Source organism: Streptococcus sp. Marseille-Q4154, assembly GCF_916700545.1.
Lineage (GTDB): Bacteria > Bacillota > Bacilli > Lactobacillales > Streptococcaceae > Streptococcus > Streptococcus infantis_I.
In genome coordinates, this window is record NZ_CAKAKN010000001.1 from 88,033 (window position 1) to 113,481 (window position 25,449).

The 25,449-nt window shown below is 41.0% G+C and carries 26 protein-coding genes, 2 pseudogenes and 1 riboswitch; of the genes and pseudogenes, 25 read left to right on the forward strand and 3 right to left on the reverse strand.

Annotated elements, in window-relative coordinates; translation table 11 throughout:
- The first annotated feature begins 106 nt into the window (after positions 1–106).
- The 10 genes from uvrA to LG369_RS00475 all read left to right on the forward strand — a co-directional run bounded on the left by uvrA (position 107) and on the right by LG369_RS00475 (position 11,456).
- Entirely contained in the window at positions 107–2,938 is a 2,832-nt protein-coding gene (gene uvrA, locus LG369_RS00430) for an excinuclease ABC subunit UvrA (RefSeq protein ID WP_070678375.1), read from the forward strand.
- Positions 2,931–3,992, forward strand: a complete 1,062-nt coding sequence (locus LG369_RS00435; RefSeq protein ID WP_070678379.1) for a M24 family metallopeptidase — start codon at positions 2,931–2,933, stop codon at positions 3,990–3,992. Before uvrA ends, LG369_RS00435 begins: the two co-directional genes overlap by 8 nt.
- Positions 3,993–4,045: 53 nt before the next feature.
- Positions 4,046–4,199, forward strand: a riboswitch (M-box (ykoK) riboswitch).
- A 298-nt stretch (positions 4,200–4,497) separates the two neighbouring features.
- Positions 4,498–7,158: a magnesium-translocating P-type ATPase gene (gene mgtA / locus LG369_RS00440; RefSeq protein ID WP_070678382.1), complete on the forward strand. Its 2,661-nt coding sequence runs from the start codon at positions 4,498–4,500 to the stop codon at positions 7,156–7,158.
- Positions 7,159–7,293: 135 nt separating this feature from the next.
- Positions 7,294–7,692 (forward strand): transcriptional regulator Spx, encoded by a 399-nt coding sequence (gene spx, locus LG369_RS00445; RefSeq protein ID WP_006149601.1) that lies wholly within the window; start codon positions 7,294–7,296, stop codon positions 7,690–7,692.
- A gap of 60 nt (positions 7,693–7,752) precedes the next feature.
- Positions 7,753–8,325 (forward strand): SP0191 family lipoprotein, encoded by a 573-nt coding sequence (locus LG369_RS00450; RefSeq protein ID WP_070678385.1) that lies wholly within the window; start codon positions 7,753–7,755, stop codon positions 8,323–8,325.
- 97 nt (positions 8,326–8,422) lie between these two features.
- Positions 8,423–8,689: an IreB family regulatory phosphoprotein gene (locus LG369_RS00455; protein WP_004250500.1), complete on the forward strand. Its 267-nt coding sequence runs from the start codon at positions 8,423–8,425 to the stop codon at positions 8,687–8,689.
- Positions 8,690–8,692: 3 nt separating this feature from the next.
- Positions 8,693–9,112 carry a Holliday junction resolvase RuvX gene (ruvX, locus tag LG369_RS00460; RefSeq protein WP_070678388.1) on the forward strand — a complete coding sequence of 140 codons (420 nt, stop codon included), beginning with the start codon at positions 8,693–8,695 and terminating at the stop codon, positions 9,110–9,112.
- 15 nt (positions 9,113–9,127) lie between these two features.
- Positions 9,128–9,433, forward strand: coding sequence for a DUF1292 domain-containing protein (locus tag LG369_RS00465; protein WP_000017624.1), 306 nt, complete (start codon positions 9,128–9,130; stop codon positions 9,431–9,433).
- A 260-nt stretch (positions 9,434–9,693) separates the two neighbouring features.
- Positions 9,694–10,944, forward strand: a complete 1,251-nt coding sequence (locus tag LG369_RS00470) for a bifunctional folylpolyglutamate synthase/dihydrofolate synthase (RefSeq protein ID WP_225749933.1) — start codon at positions 9,694–9,696, stop codon at positions 10,942–10,944.
- Between the two features lie 86 nt (positions 10,945–11,030).
- Positions 11,031–11,456, forward strand: coding sequence for an SP_0198 family lipoprotein (locus LG369_RS00475; protein WP_225749934.1), 426 nt, complete (start codon positions 11,031–11,033; stop codon positions 11,454–11,456).
- A 134-nt stretch (positions 11,457–11,590) separates the two neighbouring features.
- Here LG369_RS00475 and LG369_RS00480 read toward each other — a convergent pair whose 3' ends face one another.
- The gene (locus LG369_RS00480; protein ID WP_225749935.1) at positions 11,591–12,403 is read right to left on the reverse strand and encodes a Cof-type HAD-IIB family hydrolase; all 813 of its coding nucleotides are present in this window, start codon (positions 12,401–12,403) and stop codon (positions 11,591–11,593) included.
- Positions 12,404–12,599: 196 nt separating this feature from the next.
- Between LG369_RS00480 and LG369_RS00485 the strand changes: the two genes are divergently transcribed.
- The 6 genes from LG369_RS00485 (at position 12,600) to recA (ending at position 18,655) form a co-directional block, all read left to right on the forward strand.
- Entirely contained in the window at positions 12,600–14,021 is a 1,422-nt protein-coding gene (locus tag LG369_RS00485; RefSeq protein ID WP_036758137.1) for an NCS2 family permease, read from the forward strand.
- An 89-nt stretch (positions 14,022–14,110) separates the two neighbouring features.
- Complete coding sequence (gene tsaE / locus LG369_RS00490) at positions 14,111–14,554, forward strand: tRNA (adenosine(37)-N6)-threonylcarbamoyltransferase complex ATPase subunit type 1 TsaE (RefSeq protein WP_070679037.1); 444 nt, start codon at positions 14,111–14,113, stop codon at positions 14,552–14,554.
- A complete protein-coding gene (locus LG369_RS00495) occupies positions 14,544–15,065 on the forward strand; it encodes a GNAT family N-acetyltransferase (RefSeq protein ID WP_070678397.1) in 522 nt (173 codons plus the stop codon). The genes tsaE and LG369_RS00495 overlap by 11 nt, the downstream gene beginning before the upstream one ends.
- A 4-nt stretch (positions 15,066–15,069) precedes the next feature.
- Positions 15,070–16,119 (forward strand): biofilm formation/cell division transcriptional regulator BrpA, encoded by a 1,050-nt coding sequence (brpA, locus tag LG369_RS00500; protein ID WP_225749936.1) that lies wholly within the window; start codon positions 15,070–15,072, stop codon positions 16,117–16,119.
- A 76-nt stretch (positions 16,120–16,195) separates the two neighbouring features.
- A complete protein-coding gene (locus tag LG369_RS00505) occupies positions 16,196–17,452 on the forward strand; it encodes a competence/damage-inducible protein A (protein ID WP_225749937.1) in 1,257 nt (418 codons plus the stop codon).
- Between the two features lie 54 nt (positions 17,453–17,506).
- Entirely contained in the window at positions 17,507–18,655 is a 1,149-nt protein-coding gene (gene recA, locus LG369_RS00510; RefSeq protein WP_006149228.1) for a recombinase RecA, read from the forward strand.
- A gap of 44 nt (positions 18,656–18,699) precedes the next feature.
- Here the strand turns inward: recA and LG369_RS00515 are convergent, their stop codons facing one another.
- The gene (locus tag LG369_RS00515) at positions 18,700–19,254 is read right to left on the reverse strand and encodes a GNAT family N-acetyltransferase (RefSeq protein ID WP_049496861.1); all 555 of its coding nucleotides are present in this window, start codon (positions 19,252–19,254) and stop codon (positions 18,700–18,702) included.
- 108 nt (positions 19,255–19,362) lie between these two features.
- On the opposite strand from LG369_RS00515, the gene LG369_RS00520 reads away from it, so the two are divergent.
- Together LG369_RS00520 and LG369_RS00525 are read left to right on the forward strand one after the other, a co-directional pair.
- Entirely contained in the window at positions 19,363–20,733 is a 1,371-nt protein-coding gene (locus LG369_RS00520) for an MATE family efflux transporter (RefSeq protein ID WP_225749938.1), read from the forward strand.
- Between the two features lie 97 nt (positions 20,734–20,830).
- Entirely contained in the window at positions 20,831–21,547 is a 717-nt protein-coding gene (locus LG369_RS00525) for a YebC/PmpR family DNA-binding transcriptional regulator (RefSeq protein WP_004250532.1), read from the forward strand.
- Between the two features lie 44 nt (positions 21,548–21,591).
- On the opposite strand, the gene LG369_RS00530 is transcribed toward LG369_RS00525, so the two are convergent.
- On the reverse strand, positions 21,592–22,263 hold the full coding sequence (locus LG369_RS00530) for a CD20-like domain-containing protein (RefSeq protein WP_225749939.1): 672 nt from the start codon (positions 22,261–22,263) through the stop codon (positions 21,592–21,594).
- A 179-nt stretch (positions 22,264–22,442) separates the two neighbouring features.
- On the opposite strand from LG369_RS00530, the pseudogene LG369_RS00535 reads away from it, so the two are divergent.
- The 7 genes and pseudogenes from LG369_RS00535 to LG369_RS00565 form a co-directional block, all read left to right on the forward strand.
- Positions 22,443–22,631, forward strand: a pseudogene (locus LG369_RS00535) (ABC transporter ATP-binding protein); the annotation flags it as partial.
- Positions 22,624–22,773, forward strand: a pseudogene (locus LG369_RS00540) (ABC transporter ATP-binding protein); the annotation flags it as partial. The pseudogenes LG369_RS00535 and LG369_RS00540, both read left to right, overlap by 8 nt.
- 113 nt (positions 22,774–22,886) lie before the next feature.
- Positions 22,887–23,390 (forward strand): phosphatase PAP2 family protein, encoded by a 504-nt coding sequence (locus tag LG369_RS00545; protein WP_225749940.1) that lies wholly within the window; start codon positions 22,887–22,889, stop codon positions 23,388–23,390.
- Positions 23,391–23,508: 118 nt separating this feature from the next.
- Positions 23,509–23,955, forward strand: coding sequence for a LytTR family DNA-binding domain-containing protein (locus LG369_RS00550; RefSeq protein WP_004250544.1), 447 nt, complete (start codon positions 23,509–23,511; stop codon positions 23,953–23,955).
- A gap of 4 nt (positions 23,956–23,959) precedes the next feature.
- Positions 23,960–24,634 (forward strand): LiaF transmembrane domain-containing protein, encoded by a 675-nt coding sequence (locus LG369_RS00555; RefSeq protein WP_225749941.1) that lies wholly within the window; start codon positions 23,960–23,962, stop codon positions 24,632–24,634.
- Positions 24,635–24,740: 106 nt separating this feature from the next.
- Positions 24,741–24,929 carry a 50S ribosomal protein L28 gene (rpmB, locus tag LG369_RS00560; protein ID WP_001140948.1) on the forward strand — a complete coding sequence of 63 codons (189 nt, stop codon included), beginning with the start codon at positions 24,741–24,743 and terminating at the stop codon, positions 24,927–24,929.
- A gap of 153 nt (positions 24,930–25,082) precedes the next feature.
- Positions 25,083–25,448 carry an Asp23/Gls24 family envelope stress response protein gene (locus LG369_RS00565; RefSeq protein WP_000216443.1) on the forward strand — a complete coding sequence of 122 codons (366 nt, stop codon included), beginning with the start codon at positions 25,083–25,085 and terminating at the stop codon, positions 25,446–25,448.
- The last annotated feature ends 1 nt before the right edge of the window (position 25,449 follow it).

Sequence of the window (25,449 nt, forward strand, 5' to 3'; positions counted from 1 at the left end):
TGATTTTTAGCACCGTACTATTATACTACAAAATCGGCTTTTTTGGTAATAGAATTTCACTTTTTTTGGTATAATGGAAAGCAACAATGGACTAGAAAGAAGTAACATGCAAGATAAGATTGTCATCCATGGGGCACGCGCCCATAATTTAAAAAATATTGACGTGGAAATTCCACGTGACAAGCTAGTTGTGGTGACGGGGCTGTCGGGTTCGGGCAAGTCGAGTCTTGCCTTTGATACCCTGTATGCAGAGGGGCAACGCCGCTACGTAGAGAGTTTATCAGCCTATGCTCGTCAGTTTTTGGGCAATATGGAAAAACCAGATGTGGACTCTATCGATGGTCTCAGCCCTGCCATTTCTATTGACCAGAAAACGACTAGTAAAAACCCTCGCTCGACTGTCGGTACTACGACGGAAATCAACGACTATCTCCGTCTCCTCTATGCTCGTGTAGGAACACCTTACTGTATCAATGGACATGGGGCTATCAAGGCTTCTTCTGTTGAACAGATTGTCGACAAGGTTTTGGAATTGCCAGAGCGCCAGCGTCTGCAGATTTTGGCTCCTGTTATTCGTAAGAAAAAAGGGCAACATAAGACTCTGATTGAAAAGATTCAAAAGGATGGTTATGTTCGTGTCCGTGTCGATGGGGTTGTCTATGATGTGACCGAAGTTCCTGAACTTGAAAAGAATAAACAACACACCATCGATGTGGTGGTAGACCGTATTATCATCAAGGAAGGTATCCGTAGTCGACTCTTTGATTCGATTGAAGCAGCGCTTCGTATCGCTGAAGGTTATGTAGTTATTGATACTATGGATGATTCAGAGTTGCTCTTCTCAGAACACTATGCCTGCCCAGTCTGTGGTTTTACAGTTCCAGAACTAGAACCTCGTCTTTTCTCTTTCAATGCTCCGTTTGGTTCTTGTAGCGAGTGTGATGGTTTAGGGATCAAGCTAGAGGTTGATACGGACTTAGTCGTACCAGATGCTAGCAAGACCCTTCGTGAGGGAGCCTTAGCGCCTTGGAATCCTATCTCTTCTAACTATTATCCAAATATGCTAGAACAAGCTATGACAGCCTTCGGAGTGGACATGGATACTCCTTTTGAAACCTTGTCAGAGGAGGATAAGAATCTCATTTTCTATGGTTCAGATGGTAAAGAGTTCCATTTCCACTATGAAAATGAATTCGGCGGAGTTCGTGATATCGACATTCCTTTTGAAGGTGTTATAGGGAATATTAAGCGACGTTACCATGAAACCAATAGCGACTACACCCGCACACAGATGCGTCTTTATATGAATGAGCTAACTTGTGGCACTTGTCACGGTTATCGCCTCAATGATCAGGCCTTATCCGTTCGTGTAGGAGGAGAGAAAGCCCCTCATATTGGAGAAATTTCAGACCTCTCCATCGCAGACCATTTGGAGGTTATTGATCAACTAAGCCTATCTGAAAATGAAGCTATCATCGCTCGTCCTATTCTTAAAGAAATCAAAGACCGCTTGACCTTCCTCAATAATGTCGGACTCAACTATCTGACCCTTTCTCGTTCGGCAGGAACCCTATCAGGAGGGGAGAGTCAGCGTATTCGCTTGGCAACCCAGATTGGTTCCAATCTCTCAGGAGTTCTCTATATCCTTGATGAGCCGTCTATCGGTCTTCACCAGAGGGACAATGACCGTCTGATTGCCAGTCTGAAAAAGATGCGTGATTTGGGAAACACCTTGATCGTAGTAGAACATGATGAAGATACCATGCGAGAAGCCGATTATCTGATTGACGTTGGTCCTGGAGCGGGTATCTTTGGTGGAGAAATTGTCGCAGCAGGAACGCCTAAGCAGGTGGCTCGAAACAGTAAGTCCATTACAGGACAGTATCTATCAGGAAAACGTGCCATTCCAGTACCGACGGAACGCCGTATAGGCAATGGTCGCTTTATCGAAGTGACAGGTGCGCGTGAGAATAACTTGCAAAATATCACTGCTCGCTTCCCACTCGGGAAATTCATTGCGGTGACAGGGGTCTCTGGCTCAGGGAAGTCGACACTTATTAACAGCATCCTCAAAAAAGCCATTGCTCAAAAGCTTAATCGCAATTCAGATAAACCTGGAAAGTTTAAGACTATCTCAGGGATTGAGCATATCGATCGTCTGATAGACATTGACCAGAGTCCAATTGGACGAACACCGAGGTCTAACCCTGCTACCTATACAGGTGTATTTGACGATATTCGTGACCTCTTCGCTCAGACAAATGAAGCCAAGATTCGTGGCTATAAGAAGGGTCGTTTTAGTTTTAATGTCAAGGGCGGTCGCTGTGAGGCCTGCTCGGGTGATGGTATTATCAAGATTGAAATGCACTTCTTGCCAGATGTATACGTAGCTTGTGAAGTCTGCCACGGAACCCGCTACAACAGTGAGACCCTAGAAGTTCATTATAAAGAAAAAAATATCTCGCAAGTTTTAGATATGACCGTCAACGATGCGGTGGAATTTTTCAAACACATTCCGAAAATTCAACGCAAACTCCAAACGATCAAGGATGTAGGACTAGGTTATGTGACCTTGGGACAACCAGCTACGACACTTTCTGGCGGAGAGGCTCAACGTATGAAGCTGGCTAGTGAGCTCCATAAACGCTCGACCGGTAAGTCCTTCTACATTCTAGATGAACCGACAACTGGTCTTCATACCGAGGATATCGCGCGTCTACTAAAGGTCTTGTCTCGCTTTGTAGATGATGGTAATACAGTTCTCGTGATTGAGCACAATCTGGATGTCATCAAAACAGCAGACCATATCATAGATTTAGGTCCAGAAGGCGGTGTCGGTGGCGGAACCATTATCGCAACAGGAACACCAGAGGAAGTAGCGGCCAATGAAGCTAGCTATACAGGACAGTATTTGAAAGGAAAGTTACATCATGAATAAACGTGTGCAAGCATTTCTCGATAAAATGCAAGAAAAAGAACTAGATGGAATCATTATCAATAACCTTAAAAATGTCTACTATTTGACAGGATTTTGGGGTTCAAATGGAACAGTCTTTATCAGTCGTGACCGTCAAATTTTGGTGACGGATGCCCGCTATATCATCGCTGCTAAGCAGGAAGTAACTGGTTTTGAGATTTTTGCAGAACGTGACGAGTTGGCTACTATCGCAAAAATTGCAAAAGACATGGGTCTTTCTCGTATCGGGTTTGAAGATGAAATCTCGGTTTCTTATTACCACCGCATGCAAGCCGCTTTTGAAGGTTTGGAATTAATTCCTCAGACACAGTTTGTTGAAGCGCTTCGTATGATAAAGGACGAGACAGAGATTGCAACTATTCGTAAGGCTTGTTCAATATCAGACCAAGCTTTCCACGATGCCCTTGAATTTATCAAGCCAGGGAAGACTGAAATTGAAATTGCCAACTTCCTTGATTTCCGTATGCGTGAGCTGGGAGCGGCAGGTTTGTCTTTTGACACAATCTTAGCGAGTGGCATCAACTCTTCTAAACCCCATGCTCACCCAATGCACAAGCCAGTAGAACTAGGCGAAGCTATCACTATGGACTTTGGATGCCTTTACGAGCATTATGTGAGTGATATGACTCGTACCATCTACCTAGGCCATGTCAGCGACGAACAAGCAGAAATCTACAACACCGTTTTGAAGGCTAATCAAGCTCTGATTGACCAAGCTAAGGATGGCTTAGGTTTCCGTGACTTTGATAAAATCCCTCGTGATATTATTGTGGAAGCAGGCTATGGAGAATACTTTACTCACGGTATCGGGCACGGTATCGGACTTGATATCCACGAAGAACCTTACTTTAGCCAAACTTCCAAAGAAGTTATCAAAACTGGTATGGTCTTGACTGATGAACCTGGTATTTATATTGAAGGTAAATACGGAGTTCGTATTGAAGATGATATCTTGATTACAGATACAGGTTGTGAGTTATTAACCCTTGCTCCAAAAGAATTAATCGTAATCTAAGAAAAATGAGATAAATCGTTGACTTTTACTAGTTAAAGGTTTATACTGAAAGGCGAAAACGGTAGGTGAGGCTACCATAGGGATACGGATGACTACCGCAAAGCAGTGGAGACACTACTCGTTGGTCAACAGTCCTGGTCGCGAAGGTCAAGACTAAGCTCATTACATCGCCCTATGGAGTTAAAGCTTGAACGAAAACAGATAATCAGTTTTTTAGTCCTGCCATTTTATGGCAGGATTTTCTGCTGTTTTAAAACAAAGAAAGGAGACAAACGATGCAAATTGACGATCATCCAGAACCGCACATACACACCCAATCGCTGATTTGTGTCGTTCTGTCCCTATAAAGTGATTGGTCTCTGTGTATGATACTCTTCGAAAATCAAATTCAAACCACGTCAACGTCGCCTTGCCGTACTCAAGTACAGCCTGTGGCTAGTTTCCTAGTTTGCTCTTTGATTTTCATTGAGTATGAAATCACTATTCATACAGATAGGAGAAACCAATGAAAACTACAAAAGAAAGACTAGCAGTAGCTATTCAAACTCCATTAAAAGATAGTCTAGCTTTTTACAATACAAGTCTAAAAGGCTTAGACCAAGAACAAGTTGAAGAAAACCGTGACCTATATGGTGAAAACACTATTACCAAGGGTCAAGAGGATTCCATCTTTAAAAAGATTTATGAGTCCATTATCAATCCTTTCACAATCATTTTGCTTGTGATTGCCTTTATTTCTCTCGTTACAAACGTTTGGCTTGCCAAACCTGGCCAAGAGGACCCTACGACCTCTATTATTATCGTTGTCTTGATTTTGATTTCAGGAGGCATCCGTTTTGTCCAAGAGTTGCGGAGCGACAAGGCGACAACCAATCTTTCAAAAATGATTGTCAACACTGCAACTGTTATTCGCGATGGTCTTGAACAAGAGTTGCCAATCGATGAGTTGGTTGTGGGAGACCTCGTGAAATTGAGCGCTGGAGACATGATTCCGGCAGATGTTATCTTATTCGAATCCCGCGACTTTTTCGTTCAACAGTCAGGTTTGACTGGAGAAAGTGATGCAGTTGAAAAGCTAGCTTTAAATAAAGCCACTGGTCAAAATGTGGATAGCCTCTTAGAAGCAGAATCCTTGGCCTTTATGGGGACAAACGTTATCTCAGGAAGTGCTACAGCGATGGTCTTAGCAGTTGGGGATGACACCATGATGGGAGCTATTGAGCAAACTCTTAACACCTATGATGAGCCAACTTCTTTTGAACGTGAAATGAACAGCATTTCCTGGCTCTTGATCCGCTTGATGCTTGTCATGGTTCCGATTGTGTTTTTTGCAAATGGATTAACCGATGGAGACTGGCTAGAGGCGGGAGTATTTGCCTTGAGCGTGGGTGTCGGACTGACACCAGAAATGCTGCCAATGATTATTACAGCCAGCTTGGCCAAAGGTTCCATTATCATGGCCAAGGAAAAGGTGGTCATCAAAAAACTCAATGCTATCCAGGACTTAGGAGCAATCGATATCCTATGTACGGATAAAACTGGAACTCTAACGCAAGATGAGATTGTCCTAGAATACCCTTTGGATATCCATGGTGATTTGGATATGGCAGTCTTAAGAAGAGCTTATCTAAATTCACATTTTCAAACAGGTTTGAAGAACTTGATGGACCGTGCCATCATCAGTAGAACTGAAAAAGAAGCCAAGGAACATGTTATCCTACAAAATCTAGACACCAGCTTCCAAAAAATCGACGAACTACCATTTGATTTTGAACGTAGACGCATGAGTGTTATCGTCAAAGATGATAGCAATGTTGTTAGTATGGTGACCAAAGGCGCCTTGGAAGAAATGTTGACCATTTCGACACATGTGGAATATCGTGGAGAAATAATCCCTATTACGGAAGGTATTCGCCAAGAAGTACTGGCAGAAGTTGGTCAATTAAACCGTCAAGGTTTACGTGTATTAGGTGTTGGTTACAAGTCAGGTCTACGTGAAGATTATGCCTATGCTGTGACTGATGAAAGTGACATGATCCTTACAGGTTACCTTGCCTTCTTGGATCCACCAAAACCATCTGCAGCACCCGCTATTCAAGCTCTACTTGAGCATGGTGTCAAAACAAAAATTTTAACTGGGGATAATGAAAAAGTAACCCAAGCCATCTGTGAAAAGGTTGGTTTGGATGTTGAACATATTCTTTTGGGAGCTGATATCGACCAAATGACAGACCAAGAATTGGCAGAAGTTGTTGAAAAAGTAACAGTCTTTGCTAAATTGTCACCTGACCAAAAAGCGCGTATCATTCTACAGTTAAAGAGAAATGGTCATGGAGTTGGTTATATGGGTGACGGTATTAATGATGCCCCATCTATGAAGGTGGCAGATGTCGGTATTTCTGTAGATACAGCAGTGGATATTGCCAAAGAAACAGCAGATGTTATTTTGCTAGACAAGGATCTCATGGTCCTTGAAACTGGTATCGTTGAAGGCCGTAAGGTCTACGCCAACATGACCAAGTACATCAAGATGACCGTTAGTTCAAACTTTGGGAATATCTTCTCACTCCTTGTTGCAAGTATTTTCTTGCCATTTTTACCAATGGCTCCTGTTCATCTCATTGTCCTAAACCTAGTCTACGATTTATCTTGTGTGGCATTGCCGTTTGATAACGTGGATCAAGACTTCCTAAAACAACCCCATACATGGGAAGCAAAATCCATTACGCGATTTATGGTTTGGATGGGTCCAATATCATCTATCTTTGATATTTTGACCTTTATCTTCCTCTACTTTATCATTGTTCCTTTGGTGACAGGTTATCATTATGTTCATGGTTCTGAATCTGCCCTTCAGTTTATTATCTTGTTCCAAACAGGATGGTTCATCGAATCTATGTGGTCTCAAACCATGGTCATCCATATGCTTCGTACAGCAAAAGTTCCTTTTGTACAAAGCAGACCAGCTTGGCTTGTGATTTTGACAACCTTGATTGCCGCAATTTTCGTAACTAGTCTGCCTTATGGACCGCTAGTAAATATTCTTCGTTTAGCTCCATTAGGACTTCCTTATTTCTTCTTCCTAACCTGTATTATTTTCTTGTACATGTTTAGCGTCACAGTTATTAAGAAATTTTACATTAGGAAGTACAAAGAATGGTTATAGTTCGGTTTTTGTCAAGAAAAAAGATAGAAAACTGGGGAAAAAGTTAAATTTTTTTAAAAATAGGTCGCAAGTCGGATGTTTTTTATGGTATAATAGAATAAACTGATAGTAACATGTAGCGAAAGGGGTAGGTACATGATCAAAATTTATACAGTCTCAAGTTGTACTAGCTGTAAAAAAGCGAAAACCTGGCTCAATGCCCACCAGTTAAGTTATAAAGAACAAAACCTCGGTAAAGAGGGGATTTCTAGAGAAGAATTATTAGATATTCTAACAAAAACAGACAATGGAATTGCGAGCATTGTATCATCAAAGAATCGCTACGCTAAAGCTCTTGGAGTTGATATCGAAGATTTGAGTGTCAATGAAGTGCTCACCTTAATAATGGAAACACCACGTATCCTAAAAAGTCCAATTCTTGTTGACGAGAAACGTTTACAAGTTGGCTATAAAGAAGATGACATTCGTGCCTTCTTGCCACGCTCTGTCCGCAATGTAGAAAATGCAGAAGCACGTTTACGTGCAGCACTATAAAACATAAAGGCTGGGAGTGACTCCTGGCCTTATTTGATAGGTAAATAAGGAAAAACGAACATGAAGAAGATAGTTATCGGTACAGTTGCGCTCCTATTTTTGCTAGCTGGCTGTGGACAGAAAAAAGAGTCTGCGGCACCTTCTAAAGATACAACGACAGAAGCTCTTCAATCAACTTTGCCTGTTCTAGAAAATGCCAATAACAATACAGTTGTAACAAAGACGCTTGTTCTACCTGCTGACGAAAATGGGGTTCAACAAACCCAGACCATTACCTATAAGGGCAAACAGTTCTTGACCTTAACGATTCAGCAAAAACGACAAGTTTCAGAAGACCTCAAGAACTTTATTGCAGAGCATGGATTAGAGGAAGCAAAAAAGGCATTGAAAGAAGGAGAAGACAAGGATGAATCGGTCCAAGAAGTACGGAAAATTCCTGGATTTAACCTTGAAACCAATCTTTTAAGTGAAACCGAGATTGAAACAAAAACAAGTTATGATTTTCAAGTTCTAGACGTTAAAAAGGCAAGCGAAAGCGAATATTTAAAAAATGTGGGATTAGAAAATCTACTAAAAAACGAACCAGAAGAATATATTGAAAATCGAGTTGCAAGTGGCGCGACTGTCCAGTAAGGAAGTCACAGAAAATCAGCAAAATCAGGCTGTGTCATTTGTAGAATGGCTGTGAATGTGCTATAATAGTACTATTCTAAGGAAAGAGGGTGTTAGAATGGGATTTACTGAAGAAACCGTACGTTTTAAATTGGATGATTCCAATAAAAAAGAAATTAGTGAAACATTGACAGAAGTCTATGCTTCATTAAATGAGAAGGGGTATAACCCTATTAACCAAATTGTGGGCTATGTTCTCAGTGGAGACCCAGCCTACGTTCCTCGTTACAATAACGCAAGAAATCAAATCCGTAAATACGAACGCGATGAGATTGTTGAAGAATTGGTCCGCTACTACCTTAAGGGACAAGGAGTCGATCTATAACCAATGAGAATTATGGGATTGGACGTTGGTTCCAAAACAGTAGGAGTAGCGATTAGCGATCCGTTAGGGTTTACAGCACAAGGGCTCGAAATCATCCAAATCAATGAAGATCAAGGAGAGTTCGGCTTTGAACGACTCAAGGAATTGGTTGACACCTATAAGGTAGAGCGCTTTGTTGTTGGTTTACCTAAAAATATGAACAATACCAGTGGACCTCGGGTGGAAGCCAGTCAAGCGTATGGAGCAAAACTGGAAGAACTCTTTGGCTTGCCAGTGGAGTACCAGGATGAGCGCCTGACCACGGTTGCTGCTGAGCGCATGTTGATTGAGCAAGCAGATGTTAGTCGCAATAAGCGTAAAAAAGTTATTGATAAATTAGCAGCTCAGTTGATTTTGCAAAATTATTTAGATAGAAAATTTTAAGACAGAGGAGAAACTATGTCACACGATCACAACCACGATCACGAAGAACGTGAACTTATTACACTTGTAGATGAGCAAGGAAACGAAACTTTATTTGAAATCCTTTTGACTATTGACGGAAAAGAAGAATTTGGTAAAAACTATGTTCTTCTTGTACCAGTTAATGCAGAAGAAGATGAAAACGGTGAAGTTGAAATCCAAGCATACTCATTCATCGAAAATGAAGATGGAACTGAAGGTGAATTGCAACCAATCCCTGAAGATTCAGAAGATGAATGGAACATGATTGAAGAAGTCTTCAACAGCTTTATGGAGGAGTAAAAACGTTCGGGGAACGTTTTTAGCCCAACTCCTAGAAACTAGAAAGAGTTGGAACATCCGGAGGATGTTTTTAGCCCTGCGCTAGAAAATAGAAACGCAGGTAGTCTGGGAGACTGTATCACCCCAGCTCCTTGGAATAAGAGAGAGCTGGTAAGTCCAGTGGACGTTTTTAGCCCCCCACTAAAATAAAATTTAGCTAGGAACTAGCAAAAACAGTAAAAAGCGAAGAGAATCTTCGCTTTTTTGTTAAGGAGATAAGCATGTTTGAAGTAGAAAAATGGCTCCATAGTCGAATTGGATTGAATTTTAGATCAGGCTTGGGACGGATGCAAAGAGCAGTAGATTTACTGGGGAATCCTGAGCAAACCTATCCGATTATCCATGTAACGGGTACTAATGGGAAGGGGTCAACCATTGCCTTTATGAGGGAACTCTTTGTTTCTCATGGCAAGAAGGTTGGGACCTTTACTTCGCCACACATTGTTAGCATCCATGATCGTATTTGTATCAATGGCGAACCCATTTCGAACGCAGATTTTATTCGTTTAGCAGATCAAGTCAAAGCAATGGAGCAAAGACTTTTAGAAGCCCACGATCAGCTATCTTTTTTTGAGTTGTTGACCTTGATTGCTTTGCTTTATTTTAAAGAGCAAAAAGTAGATTTGGTCCTACTGGAAGTTGGGATAGGTGGACTTCTTGATACTACCAATGTCGTGACAGGAGAAATTGCAATCATCACATCAATCGGCCTCGATCACCAGGAGACCTTGGGCGATAGTCTAGTAACAATTGCAGAGCAGAAAGCTGGAATTTTTAAGCCCGGGAAGTCAGCTGTGATTGCAAATTTAGCACCGGAAGCCCAACTCGTTTGTCAAAGGACAGCCACTGATTTGGATGTAAGTCTCTACCAAGCTAATAAAGATTTTTCTTTCCGAAATGGGAACTTTTCTTCTTCTCTAGCTGACTTTAACCACCTAATATTGGGACTGGAGGGAGCATATCAGGAGGAAAATGCAGGTCTTGCCTTGCAGGCTTTTCTACTATTTATGGCACAAAGAGACGAGAAAGTAGATCAAGAAGCAGTACGTGCTGCCTTGCAAGCTACTAAATGGGCTGGAAGACTAGAAACTGTCACTGAGCACATCTATCTAGATGGGGCTCACAATTTACCAGCTCTAGAGCGTTTGGTTGAGTTTATCCAAGAAAAAATCCAGCAAGGGTATCAGCCTCAAATCTTATTTGGTGCCCTAAAGCGGAAAGATTATAGTGGAATGCTTACTTATTTAACAGAGCATTTACCTGATGTAGCTCTCTATGTTACGAGTTTTGACTATCAGGGTTCCTTGGAAGAGCAAGACTTTGGAGATTATACAAGCATTGCTTCTTATCGAGATTTTATAGATAATTTTGAGAGTTCTGCAGGGGAGCAAGACTTGCTATTTGTGACAGGTTCTCTCTATTTTATATCTGAGGTTCGCGCTTGTCTTATGAAACAAAAGTCATTTGATTGACCCTCCTATCTTTATTTGTTATAGTAAAGGTGTGGTGGCTCAGCAGGGTTATTCTGATTTTAAGCCACTAAAAGAAAGGAGCCATCATGTCACTAAAAAAATTCACACTTTTTCTTGCTTCTTTGGCAAGTCTTAGTCTCTTAGTTGCATGTTCGCCAAAAGAGCAGGCAGCTCCTTCAACTCAAGCAAGTACTAGTACGGAAGTAACGACTGCTCAGTCAGCAGAAACGACTGTTTATAGTTCTACGGCTAGCTCAGTAACGAACATTGATGGGACCTATAAAGGGCAAGATGAGGGAGATAGCATTACTCTCGTTGTTACTGGTAATACTGGAACATGGACAGAAGTAGAAGTTGATGGCGATCAGGAAATTAAAAAGGTCACCTTCGAACCAGAAAGTCAGAGAGTCTTTATTGGAGATGATATCAAAGTTTATGTAGCTGATGGAAATCAAATGATCATTGATGATATGGATCGCGAAATTTCTGATCGTATCGTTCTAAAAAAATAGACATCTTTTGTAAGGATTTGAATCTCGTTAACACGGATTCGGATCCTTTTTTCTTTAATCGATTTTTGGCATAAAAAAACCATACGATTAAGGTAGCTATTTTCTACCAAAAAAGTATGGAGGGATAGTTTTTATTAAAGGAACTGCTCTTGTAAAAAGTGAGCGACCCCGTCTTCTTCGTTGGTTAGTGATAATTGCTCGTCTGCGAAAGAAAGTAGAGCGGGATTAGCATTTTTCATGGCATATCCTCTGCCTGCAAAGGAGAGCATTTCTTGGTCATTGTGTTCATCACCAAAGGCAATCAGGTTCTGTCTGTCTATATTCATGACATTTAGAAGGTATTCAAGGGCAAAGGCCTTGTGAACACCTTTTGGAGTACATTCAAGAATGTTCAAGGGACCGCCCCAAGTATTGATATTAAGCTGATGCTTGTAAAAGCTAGTCATCTCTTCTGCTAGTGCATATTTATCGTCTGCCCTAGTTTGTAATAAAATACAGTTAGGCCCCTTAGTCACTAAGTCAGACTTGAATTGATTTTCAGGGCGAAAGTTTTCAACACCAAACAATTTAGGATCGGCAATTTCCTTGTCTGGGGATGTAATGTAAAACTTTTTACGGTATTCACCTGCGATAAAGTCTGCCTCGATATCCTCTTTTCGTTTTACGATATCTAAGAGATACTTTTTGTCCACAGTAAGGCATTTTTCATGTTTCCAAGCTCTACCAGGTAGGTGAGTGAGCGAACCGTTGAAGTTAATCATAGGAGTCTCAAGTTCAAGTTGGTCATAAAAATCTTTGGCCATACGATATGGGCGACCAGTTGCGATAACCACATGGTGGCCTTTCTTAGAAATTTTTTTAATGGTTTCTTTTGTAAAGTCAGAGAGTTTGCTTTCTCCATTAAGTAAGGTACCATCTAAGTCCACGGCAATCATTTTTTTAGTCATAAAATCCTCCCGAATTTAGTTTCAGATAAGATGTTTCCTATTATATCAAAAAGCTGAAAGAAAAGCTGACTATAAGCAAAAATAAGAAGAATCATATCCTTTAAGAATTTTTAAAAATAGGAAAAACAGCTTGAAAATGTGAATGATTGATGATATAATAGTCATATTGTTCGTAAAATGACAAAGGAGATTAAAAATGGACAAATTATTTAAACTAAAAGAGCACGGGACAGATGTCCGTACAGAGGTGCTTGCTGGTTTAACAACTTTCTTTGCAATGAGTTATATTCTCTTTGTAAACCCTCAAATGCTTTCGCAAACAGGAATGCCCGTTCAGGGTGTATTCTTGGCAACAATCATCGGTTCTGTAGTAGGAACTTTGATGATGGCTTTCTATGCTAACTTGCCATACGCACAAGCTCCAGGTATGGGACTTAATGCTTTCTTTACATTTACGGTTGTATTCGGAATGGGCTATACTTGGAAAGAAGCTCTTGGTATGGTTTTCATCTGTGGGATCATTTCTCTGATTATCACATTAACCAATGTTCGTAAAATGATCATTGAGTCTATTCCTGCAACTCTTCGTTCAGCAATTTCAGCTGGTATTGGTGTTTTCCTTGCCTATGTTGGTATTAAGAATGCTGGTCTCTTGAAATTCTCAATTGACCCAGGTACTTATACAGTAGCAGGTGAGGGAGCAGATAAGGCTCAAGCAGCGATTACTGCAAATGCAGCAGCTGTTCCAGGATTGGTAGATTTCAATACTCCAGCAGTATTGGTAGCTATTGCAGGTCTTGCCATTACAATCTTCTTTGTTGTCAAAGGTATTAAAGGTGGGATCATCCTTTCTATCTTAACAACGACAGTCCTTGCGATTGCAGTTGGTCTTGTTAATTTGTCAGGAATCGATTTTGCTAGCAACAATCTTTCAGCAGCAGTTAACGACCTAGGAACTTTATTTGGTGCAGCCCTTGGTTCAGAAGGTTTGGGTTCTCTGATTTCAAATACTTCACGTTTACCTGAAACCTTGATGGCCATTCTTGCCTTCTCATTGACTGATATTTTTGATACAATTGGTACTCTTATCGGTACAGGTGAAAAAGTTGGGATCATCGCATCAAGTGGTGAGAACAATGAATCAGCTAAATTGGATAAGGCTCTATATTCTGACTTGGTGGCGACATCAGTTGGTGCCATTGCAGGTACATCAAACGTTACAACTTATATTGAGTCAGCAGCAGGGATCGGTGCTGGTGGACGTACTGGATTGACAGCCTTAGTTGTTGCTATCTGTTTTGCTCTATCAAGCTTCTTTAGCCCACTTCTTGCCATTGTGCCTTCAGCTGCGACAGCACCAATTTTGATTATCGTCGGAATTATGATGCTCTCTAACTTGAAAAACATTCCTTGGGATGATATGTCAGAAGCTATTCCAGCCTTCTTCACATCTATCTTTATGGGATTCAGTTACTCCATTACACAAGGAATTGCCGTTGGTTTCCTAACTTACACTTTAGCGAAGATTGTTAAAGGTCAAGTTAAGGAAGTGCATGTGATGATTTGGATTTTAGACGCTCTGTTCATCTTGAACTACATCAGCATGGCTCTTAACTAATGATAAAAACTTAAAAAAAGAAGGAGGAAACTCCTCTTTTTTTATTACTAGAAATGTCGCAAAAGAAAACTTTTTGGTATAATAATAGCATGCACACAAAAAATGAAGATGAACTAATCGCTCTTGGACAAGAGTTGGGTAGTCTACTTGAAAAAAATGATGTATTGATTTTAACTGGTGAATTAGGTGCTGGAAAAACCACATTAACAAAAGGTCTGGCTAAAGGACTAGGAATTCATCAAATGATCAAAAGTCCTACTTATACCATTGTTCGAGAATATGAAGGCCGCCTACCCTTATATCACTTGGATGTTTACCGCATCGAAGGAGATGCAGATTCAATCGACCTTGATGAATTTCTTTTTGGTTCAGGTGTGACGGTTATTGAGTGGGGACACCTATTAGGCGAGGCTCTCCCATCAGACTATCTGGAATTAGAAATTCTTAAAGATGGTGAGGGACGTGAAGTTGTCTTTCATGATCATGGTCAACGAGCGACAGAACTTTTGAAGAGGCTTACGAATGGAGTATGATTTATTAATTCGTGAAGCAGAAGTTGAGGATGCTACAGAACTTATTGCACTTTTGGATCAGATTGGTCATGAATCTAGCTTTACCAGTCTGGATGAAAATGGAATTGCAATGAGTGAATCTGAGATGCAGCGTTTTATTAACAAGCAGGCCCAGTCGGATAATCAGATTACTTTACTAGCTTATTTGAATGAAGAATTGGCAGGAGTGATCAATATAACGGCTGATCAACGTCCGCGAGTTCGGCATATTGGGGATATCTTTTTGGGTATTAAAAAAGCCTATTGGAGAAATGGTCTCGGTAGTATCTTGATGGAAGAAGCTATTGAATGGGCCCAATCGAGCGGAAGTATTCGACGTTTACAATTGACAGTTCAAAAACGAAATCTGGCAGCTGTTCATCTATATAAAAAGCTGGGCTTCATCATTGAAGGCCAACAGGAACGCGGCGCTTGTATAGAAGGAGGAGAATTTCTTGATGTTTACCTGATGGGTCGACTGATAGACGAATAAATGTATGGCAAAAAAAATAATCGGAATGTTTTTAGGCTTTGTTCTTGTGACAGTGCTTGGTGTGGGAGCTTATGCCTATACTATCTACCAACAAAGTACACAGACTTTAGCCAAAACTTATAAACAAATCGGAGAAGAAACCAAGGTTATCGAGGCAACTGAACCATTGACAATCCTATTGATGGGGGTTGACACGGGGAATGTTGAACGTACAGACCCATGGGCAGGAAATAGTGATTCAATGATCTTGGTAACAGTGAATCCGAAAACCAAGAAAGTCGTTATGATGAGTTTGGAACGTGATATTCTGACACAAATCCAACAACCAGATGGTAGTGTTAGAGAAGCTAAACTCAACGCTGCCTATGCTGATGGTGGGGCAGAGCTTGCCATTTCGACCATTCAAAAAATGATGAATATCCATATCGACCGCTATGTGATGGTCAATATGCACGGTCTTCAAAGAATGGTTGATGCTGTCGGAGGTATCACAGTAAACAACACTCTAGGTTTCCCAATCTCTATCCAAGACCAGGAACCATTTAACACGATTTCTATCGGTGTTGGGGAACAAACCCTAAATGGTGACGAGGCGCTAGTATATTCACGCATGCGCTATCAGGATCCAGAGGGAGACTACGGTCGTCAGAAACGTCAGCGCGAAGTTATCCAAAAGATTGTTGAAAAAATTCTTAGTTTGAATAGTGTCAGCCACTATCAAGAAATTTTGAAGGCTCTTAGCGATAACATGCAGACAAATATCGAGATTACGACAACAACGATTCCTCAGTTGATGGGCTACCAAGATTCCTTTAAGAATATTGAGTCTCAGCAATTACGTGGAGAGGATGCAATGATTGACGGAATATCTTACCAAATCGTGACATCTGAGCATATGTTAGAGATGCAAAATCTTTTACGTCGTTCATTGGATAAGCCAGAAGTTACCGAATTGGAGACAAATGTAGTCTTGTATGAAAATATTTATGGGCGTTTACCACAAACAACTGGTTCTGTTGCAGATCAGGAACAACAAGGCCAACAAGAACAATAAGAAATGCATACTAAAATCGTAGGAATTTTCCTGCGATTTTTTCAAAGAAATCCGAATAGATAGGTAGGAGGAAAAAATGAAAGCGGAAATCATAGCTGTTGGAACAGAGATTCTAACAGGTCAAATTGTCAATACCAATGCTCAGTTTTTATCTGAAAAGTTGGCTGAAATCGGTGTTGATGTCTACTTCCAAACGGCTGTAGGAGATAATGAATCTCGTCTCTTATCTTTGTTGGAGATTGCTAGGAATCGTAGCAATCTGGTTATCCTGACAGGAGGATTGGGACCGACAGAGGATGATTTGACAAAACAAACCTTGGCCCATTTTCTGGAGCGTGATTTGACTTTTGATGCTCAAGCGCAGGCTAAACTAGATGACTTTTTTACTCATCGACCGGACTATGCCCGAACTCCAAATAATGAACGCCAAGCCCAAATCGTTGAGGGTTCAATCCCGCTACCTAATGAAACAGGACTAGCAGTCGGAGGCATGATTGAGGTGGCTGGCGTGACTTATGTCGTCCTACCAGGTCCGCCAAGTGAACTGAAACCCATGGTTTTAAATGAACTGTTGCCGAGATTGATAACTGGAGCTAAGTTGTACTCACGTGTGCTTCGTTTCTTTGGCATTGGCGAGAGCCAGCTAGTGACGATTTTGTCGGATTTGATTGAAGAGCAGACAGATCCAACCTTGGCACCTTATGCAAAAACGGGAGAAGTGACTCTGCGCTTGTCTACCAAGGCTACTAGTCAAGAAGAAGCAAGAAAATCTTTGGATAATCTGGAGGAAAAAATTCTTGCCCGCCAGACTTTTGAAGGTGTTGCTTTAAAGGATATCTGCTATGGTTATGGTGAGGAAGCGAGTCTAGCTAGTGTAGTTGTTGAGGAGTTGAAGAAGCAGCATAAAACCATAACGGCTGCGGAAAGTTTGACAGCAGGGCTTTTTCAAGCAACTTTGGCAGACTTTTCGGGAGTGTCAACTATCTTCAAAGGTGGTTTTGTCACTTATAGTCTAGAAGAAAAGGCTAAGATGTTAGATATTCCACAAGTAGAGTTGGAAAAACATGGAGTTGTTTCAGACTTTACGGCGGAAAAAATGGCAGATCAGGCACGGCTTAAAACTCAATCAGACTTTGGAGTTAGCTTGACAGGAGTGGCTGGTCCGGATAGTCTAGAAGGGCATCCTGCTGGTACAGTTTTTATCGGTTTATCTCAAGCATCAGGCACAGAAGTTGTTCAGGTCAATATAGCTGGAAGAAGTCGAGCAGATGTTCGTAAAATTGCAGTCATGCATGCTTTTAACTTAGTTCGCAAAGCTTTATTAAGTGACTGACTTTTGATATAATAGAAGAAGGTTCTTAGAATCATTAAAATATAGGAGAACAAAATGGCGAAAAAACCAACAAAAAAATTAGATGAAATTGGGAAAAAATTTGGAGCTGATCGTGAAAAAGCTTTGAATGATGCTCTTAAATTGATTGAAAAAGACTTCGGTAAGGGCTCAATCATGCGCTTGGGTGAGCGTGCAGAGCAAAAAGTGCAAGTGATGAGTTCAGGCTCTTTGGCACTTGATATTGCACTCGGTTCAGGTGGTTATCCAAAGGGGCGTATCATCGAAATCTACGGTCCAGAGTCATCAGGTAAGACAACAGTTGCCCTTCACGCTGTAGCGCAAGCACAAAAAGAAGGCGGAATTGCAGCCTTTATCGATGCGGAACACGCTCTTGACCCAGCCTATGCAGCAGCTCTTGGGGTTAACATTGACGAATTGCTCTTGTCACAACCAGACTCAGGTGAGCAAGGTCTTGAAATTGCAGGAAAATTGATTGATTCAGGTGCGGTCGACCTTGTGGTTATTGACTCAGTTGCAGCTCTTGTACCTCGTGCGGAAATCGATGGTGATATCGGAGATAGCCACGTTGGTCTTCAAGCTCGTATGATGAGCCAAGCTATGCGTAAACTCGGTGCTTCTATCAACAAGACAAAGACAATTGCTATCTTCATCAACCAGTTGCGTGAAAAAGTAGGGGTTATGTTTGGAAATCCAGAAACAACTCCTGGTGGACGCGCCCTTAAATTCTATGCTTCAGTCCGTTTGGATGTGCGTGGAAGTACACAAATCAAGGGAACTGGTGACCAAAAAGATACGAACGTTGGTAAAGAAACTAAGATTAAAGTTGTGAAAAACAAGGTGGCTCCACCGTTCAAAGAAGCTCTTGTTGAAATCATGTATGGTGAAGGGATTTCTAGAACTGGTGAACTCTTGAAGATTGCTAGTGATTTGGATATTATCCAAAAAGCAGGTGCTTGGTACTCATACAAGGGTGAAAAAATCGGACAAGGTTCTGAAAATGCGAAGAAATACTTGGCAGATCACCCAGAAATCTTTGATGAAATCGACCACCAAGTTCGTGTTCAATATGGTTTAATTGAAGAGGAAGAAGGCTCTAAAGCAAGTGCAGCAGCTGATGCAGATTCTAACCAAGAAGTAACACTTGATTTGGGCGACGCTCTTGAAATCGAAATTGAAGAATAAAAAGAAAAGTAGCAGTAAAACTGCTACTTTTTGTTTCATCATGACTAGTGGTCACTAAAGCGTCGGTATTCGATACGAAAGTCGAAGTAGTTCTCTTCTTGCAATTTTTGAAAGATGTTCCGATAGGCCTCTTCATCAAAGTGGTCGCCACGATAGAGAATTTCGAAACTCATTCCCTCGTATTCCAAGAAGGCGTTGGCAGTTTTAAAGCCATTTTGTAAGTAAAAGTCCATGCGGGATTTTCTTTGTGCGAGATTGTCACAGTCTTCGTCTAAGCGCTCCACTTCAAGAATCATGGTACGCTGGTAAAAATCAATGAGTTTTTCAATGATTTCTCTCCCGTATCCATGGCTACGGAGATGGGGCATAATGGCAAAGAAGCTAATGTAGAAAGCTTTTTGATTAGAAATGGCAAAAGCAAAGCCGACAAACTCTTCTTCATTATAAAAGGCGAAAAAGTGGGCGTCATCTCTATCCTGGTAACTTAAAAATTCCTCCAAAGAGACGCGTTCTTCTTCAGGGAAGGCCTCCTTGTTTAATTGTTCCACTTTCTCAAGGTCTGGGAATACATCTGTAATTAACTGACTTGTTAAGCTCATACATACCCTCCTTTTCTGTCACGATTATACCAGATTGTTTACATATAGGCAACGCTTTCTCGAGGAAACTCCCTTGTTCCTCAACTTGAAAGCTGATATAATAGCCCTATGAATAAAAAATCAACGGTGGACTTGATTCATGGTCCCATTCTTCCTTCACTGATTAGTTTTGCATTACCGATTTTACTGTCCAATATCTTTCAGCAACTATACAATACAGCTGATATTTTGATTGTTGGGCGTTTTTTGGGACAAAATTCCTTGGCGGCAGTCGGAGCTACGACAGCTATTTTTGATTTGATTATTGGCTTTGCTCTCGGAGTCGGAAATGGGATGGGAGTTGTTATTGCTCGACTTTATGGTGCTCGTAATTTCACAAAGATTAAAGAGGCTGTTGCAGCGACTTGGATTTTAGGTGCAATCCTGAGTGGTCTTGTCATGCTGATGGGTTTCTTCGGCCTTTATCCGCTCTTACAATATCTCGAAACACCTGCAGAAATACTTCCCCAATCTTATGAATACATCTCAATGATTGTTAGCTGCGTGGGAGTTAGCTTTGCCTATAATCTCTTTGCAGGATTACTACGCTCGATTGGTGATAGCCTTGCGGCGCTTGCCTTTCTTATCTTTTCAGCCATTGTTAACGTCATTTTAGATTTGTATTTTATTACACAACTGCAATTGGGGGTTCAGTCTGCAGGTCTTGCAACCATCATATCGCAAGGTTTGTCCGCTATTCTCTGTTATTTCTATATTCGAAAGAGTGTTCCAGAGCTTCTTCCAAGCTTGAAGCACTTCAAATGGAATAAGGATCTCTATGTCGATCTCTTGGAGCAGGGGCTAGCCATGGGGCTGATGGGTTCAATCGTTTCTGTCGGAAGTGTTATCTTGCAATCCTCTGTTAATGGTTTTGGAGCAGTTATTATCAGTGCCCAAACGGCAGCACGTAGAATCATGGCCTTTGCCCTATTGCCAATGACGGCAATTTCGGCTTCTATGACAACTTTTATCTCTCAAAACTTTGGGGCAAAACGTCCAGATCGTATCGTCCAAGGTCTTCGTCTAGGGAGCTATTTGAGTATGGCTTGGGCAACCTTTGCTTGTGTGTTCCTATTTTTTGCAAGTCCTAGCCTAGTTTCTTTCTTAGCGAGTTCAACAGATGGTTACTTGATTGAAAATGGAACCTTGTACCTACGTATTAGTTCTGTTTTCTATCCGTTTTTGAGTCTTTTATTGATTTATAGAAATAGTTTGCAGGGACTCGGTCAAAAACTCTTACCCCTCATATCTAGTTTTATCGAGTTTATCGGGAAAATTGTTTTCGTCGCTTGGATTATTCCTTGGGCAGGTTATACAGGTGTGATTCTATGTGAACCGCTACTTTGGCTGGTTATGACTGCACAGCTTTATATCTCACTCTCTCAGCACCCTTGGATAAAAGAAGGCAAGAAAATCTTGGCTGTCGGCGGACAATCCTAGCTTCATTTATAAAAGAAAAATCCATTTCCTCTAGTGAAAATCGACTAGACTTGTGTTATAATAAGAAAGATTAAAATGTGAAAAAAGGAGATTCCTAATGGGACGTAAATGGGCCAATATCGTAGCCAAGAAAACGGCTAAAGATGGAGCTAACTCTAAAGTATATGCAAAATTTGGTGTAGAAATCTATGTAGCAGCTAAAAAAGGTGATCCAGATCCAGAATCAAACTCAGCTTTGAAATTCGTTATCGATCGTGCCAAACAAGCGCAAGTGCCAAAACACGTTATTGATAAGGCTTTGGATAAGGCTAAAGGAAATACAGACGAAACCTTTACAGAAGGGCGTTACGAAGGGTTTGGGCCAAATGGTTCAATGTTGATCGTTGATACCTTGACTTCAAACGTTAACCGTACAGCTGCCAATGTCCGTGCTGCCTTTGGTAAAAACGGCGGAAACATGGGAGCTTCAGGTTCTGTATCTTACCTCTTTGACAACAAAGGTGTTATCGTCTTTGCAGGTGATGATGCTGATGCGATCTTTGAGCTTTTGCTTGAAGCAGATGTCGATGTAGACGATGTAGAAGCAGAAGAAGGAACAATCACTGTTTACACAGCTCCAACTGACCTTCACAAAGCTATTGTGGCTTTGCGTGAATCTGGTATCGAAGAATTCCAAGTAACAGAACTTGAGATGATTCCTCAATCAGAAGTTGAGTTGTCAGGTGAAGATTTAGAAACATTCGAAAAACTATACAGCGTACTTGAAGACGACGAAGATGTCCAAAAAATCTATACCAATGTAGATGGATTCTAATAGAAAAGCGAACAGGCTTAATATCTGTTCGCTTTTTTGTTATGTTAAACTTTCACTCCATCATCAGTTTGCTCTTTTCTATCCAAGCCTAGGGCAAATTTACGGATGAGAAGAAACTGGCCGTTTTCCTGCTTTGCGAAAGTGAGTACAACTGTCTTGGTGTTTGAACCGAGGGATAGATAGGTGATTTTCTTAATGTCGTAGTCACCTGAGGTTGACTCAATTTCAGAATCTGGTAGTCCATGCTTGCTGATGATATCTTTGTAGTTGGAGCCACCTTTTCCTCTGTTTGCAGTGTCTCCCTCTATCAAAGCATCGAACTGCTCCTGGGTCCAAGAGAAGGTATCGGTATCTTTGATATCCTCTTCATCATGTCTATAATCTGGTGATTTTCCAAATTTCTCATCTTCCGTTAAAGAGGTCAGACTTCTGTAGGGGTGACGAAAGTTTTTAGCCAAGTCAGTAAAGACACCAGAAGGTAATACTTGCGTCATTAAGACAAGAAAAATGGATAGAATACCTAGACTTGTTCCGATAATAGCCAATATTTTACGATTTTTGAGATTAAGGCCAATACCAAAAACTCCTAGGGCTATAGCAATAATGGCAAAGAAAAAGGCTAGTATGCTAATGATTGGCAACCAGGAACCAAGAAGGGCCAGGGTTCCAAAGATGATGGCAAAGATTCCTAAAATTTTCTCTTCTTTATGTTTCATTTGTGAGTTTCTCATTTCTGATCAGGGTGTATTCTTATAGGTGTGAGATAGTGTTTATTATAGATAAAATAAGAGCTGATGTCAATTTCTGCTTAGATAGTTCTCATTGAAACTTAAATGTTCTTATGAGAACTATTTTTACTTAGAAGGGAGAAAGAATGGATAAACCGATGTTGGTTTTTAAACGTTTTTCAATCCCCAGTCTATTGACTCGGACGACTAATGATATCACGCAGATTCAGATGCTCTTTACCATGGGACTCCAAGTGGTCACTCGTGGTCCTATCATGGCTATTTGGGCCATTGGGAAAATCCTTGGCATGTCAGAATACTGGATTTGGGCAGTAGTGGTGGCAGTCATTGTCAACGATACGCAATGCTGATTTGCTTCTGGTCATGAAAGAAGGAAACATCATCGAGCAAGGTAATCATGAAGAGCTTATGGAACAGGGTGGTTTCTATGCAGACCTCTACAATAGTCAATTTACAGAAGACCAAGCAGAGGAATAAATCAAAAGAAGGCTTGACGGCCTTCTTTTTCTGCACTATACTAGAGTAGGAGATGCTAGCAGACTCGTTCTGTCAGACTTCTTGTGTAAAATATAGAAACAACGAGAAAACAGATGAAAAACTATCAAGAGTGGTACGAGAAGAGGAAATCAAATCTTCTTCGACATCCACAACTATTGCAATTGATGCGAGTCTTTAATCGCATGATGACAGTTCTGATGCCCTTAGCTTACTTGACCTTGTTGGGAACAAACTTTGTAAGTAAAGGGGTTGGTAAAGACCTTGCTGCTTATATTTTGGTGCCGGCTTTAGGCTTTCTCCTATTGACGCTAGTTCGTAAGTGGATCAATCAACCGCGTCCTTATGAGACTTGGGAAATTATTCCGCTACTAGACAAGGACAGCTCTGGGAATTCAATGCCTAGTCGCCATGTCTTTTCAGCAACCATCATTTCCATGGCTTGCCTGCATGCTAGTCTACCTATGGGGATTATTTTATTGGTTTTATCAGCTTTTCTCGGCCTTGTGCGGGTCTTGGGGGGAGTACATTATCCCAAGGATGTTTTAGTTGGCTACGCCTGTGGTCTCCTCTTGGGCATTCTTTTCTTTATTTTGTAAGAAGCAAAGCAAGTGGGCTTGGGCTCGTAACCACTTACGGGCTAAAAGTGACCACTTGCTTTTTTGCCCTTGTAAAGTCTTCTGGGCTTTGGTATAGTAGATGCAGAAAGGAGATAGGATGAAGTTACGAATCGAGATTGATAGTGAATTAACTGAGACAGAGATTGTCATCAAGGCTGCAGCCCTGACAGATGAGATAGCTGACTTGCAACGACTCTTGCAAGAAACCAAGGCTCCTAGGTTGATCTTTTATAAGGGGACGGGTGAGTATTACTTAGACTTGGCAGAAATCCTCTTCTTTGAGACGGAAGGTAGCAAGATTTACGCCCATACCCAGAAAGAGGCCTACGAGGTTCGGCTCAAGCTCTATGAACTAGAGTCCATCCTGCCCCGCTATTTCAGTCGGGTATCCAAATCGACCATTGCCAATATTCGGCAAGTTTACTCGGTTGACAAGTCCTTCTCAGGGACAGGCACTATTTCCTTTTATCAAACCCACAAGGAGGTTCACGTGTCACGGCACTACCAATCCCTCCTAAAAGAAAATCTAAGAAACATGAGGTAAGAACATGAAAAAGAAAGTATTTGGTATTGTGTTGCTAGTATTGGCAGCTTTAGTATTGTTACAGGGGAATTTTGGTATTCCTTCACTTGAAGGGGAAATTTGGCCCTTGATCGGTATTGGATTTTTTGCCTATCAATCAGTTGAGGCAATCCTTCGTCGTCATTTCACTTCAGCCACCGTTACAGCCCTAGTGGCCCTCATGATTGCTAATCATTTTTATAACATTTTACCGATTCCCAATCAATCACTGTTCTGGGCGAGTGTTCTCATCGTGCTTGGAGTAAGTATGCTGACTCATACTAACAGAACTTGGAATGGGAAAAAATGGTGGCATGATGGTGAAAAGACCATTCTGACAGACAAGGAAGTCGCTTTTGGAGCAGGTACATTTTACAAGCAAGACCAAGAATTGGTAGAAGACGAGTTTGAAGTCGGATTTGGGAATGCCAAAATCTATTATGATAATGCAGAGATGTTAGGAGATAGCGCAACCTTGAAGATAGAAGTCGGATTTGGGAATGCAGTTATCTATGTGCCCCAACATTGGAGAGTGGATTTGAAGGTGGAAACTTTTTGTGGTGCGGCCAAGGCAGATGCTCCTGTAGCCCCAACCAGCAAAACCTTGATTATCCGTGGAGACGTAGCTTTCGGGAAACTTGGTGTTGTCTACGTCAAATAAAAAAAGTCTTTCAATTCCCTTGCCAAAAATAAGAAAGTGTGATAACATAGTACGGTATGTGGTGCTAGCACATCCGCTATATTAGATCTAATAGGAGGAAAACACAATGGCTAAAGTATGTTACTTTACAGGTCGTAAGACTGTATCAGGAAACAACCGTTCACACGCGATGAACCAAACTAAACGTGCCGTAAAACCAAACCTTCAAAAAGTTACTGTTCTTATCGATGGTAAACCTAAAAAAGTTTGGGCTTCAGCTCGTGCTTTGAAATCAGGAAAAGTAGAACGCGTTTAATAAATATGAAAAGACCTACAGGGTCTTTTTTGTTTTGCTCGACAGCTGAAATCATTTGAAAAATCAAGCAAATATCCGATGATACATCATTCTGCTTTTACAGTTGGGCTGAAATATGATAAAATAGAGTATCAACTATTTGAGGTAAAAAAAATGACTGTAAAAATTAATACAAAAGATGGTCAAGTCGAACTGACAGATGATGTAATCGCTACTGTCGTAGGTGGTGCAGCAACTGAAATTTTTGGTGTAGTCGGTATGGCTAGTAAAAATGCCCTCAAAGATAATTTCCAAGCCCTTCTTGGTAAGGAAAATTATTCAAAAGGTGTAGTCGTTAAAGCAGCTGAAGACGGTAGTATTGCAGTTGATGTATATACTGTATTGAGCTACGGTACAAAAATCAGTGAAGTTTCAAAAAATATCCAAGAACGTGTTCGCTTTAGCCTAGAGAACCAACTTGGAATCACTGCTCAAACTGTGAATGTCTACATTCAAAATATCAAAGTTGTAGGAGAATAAT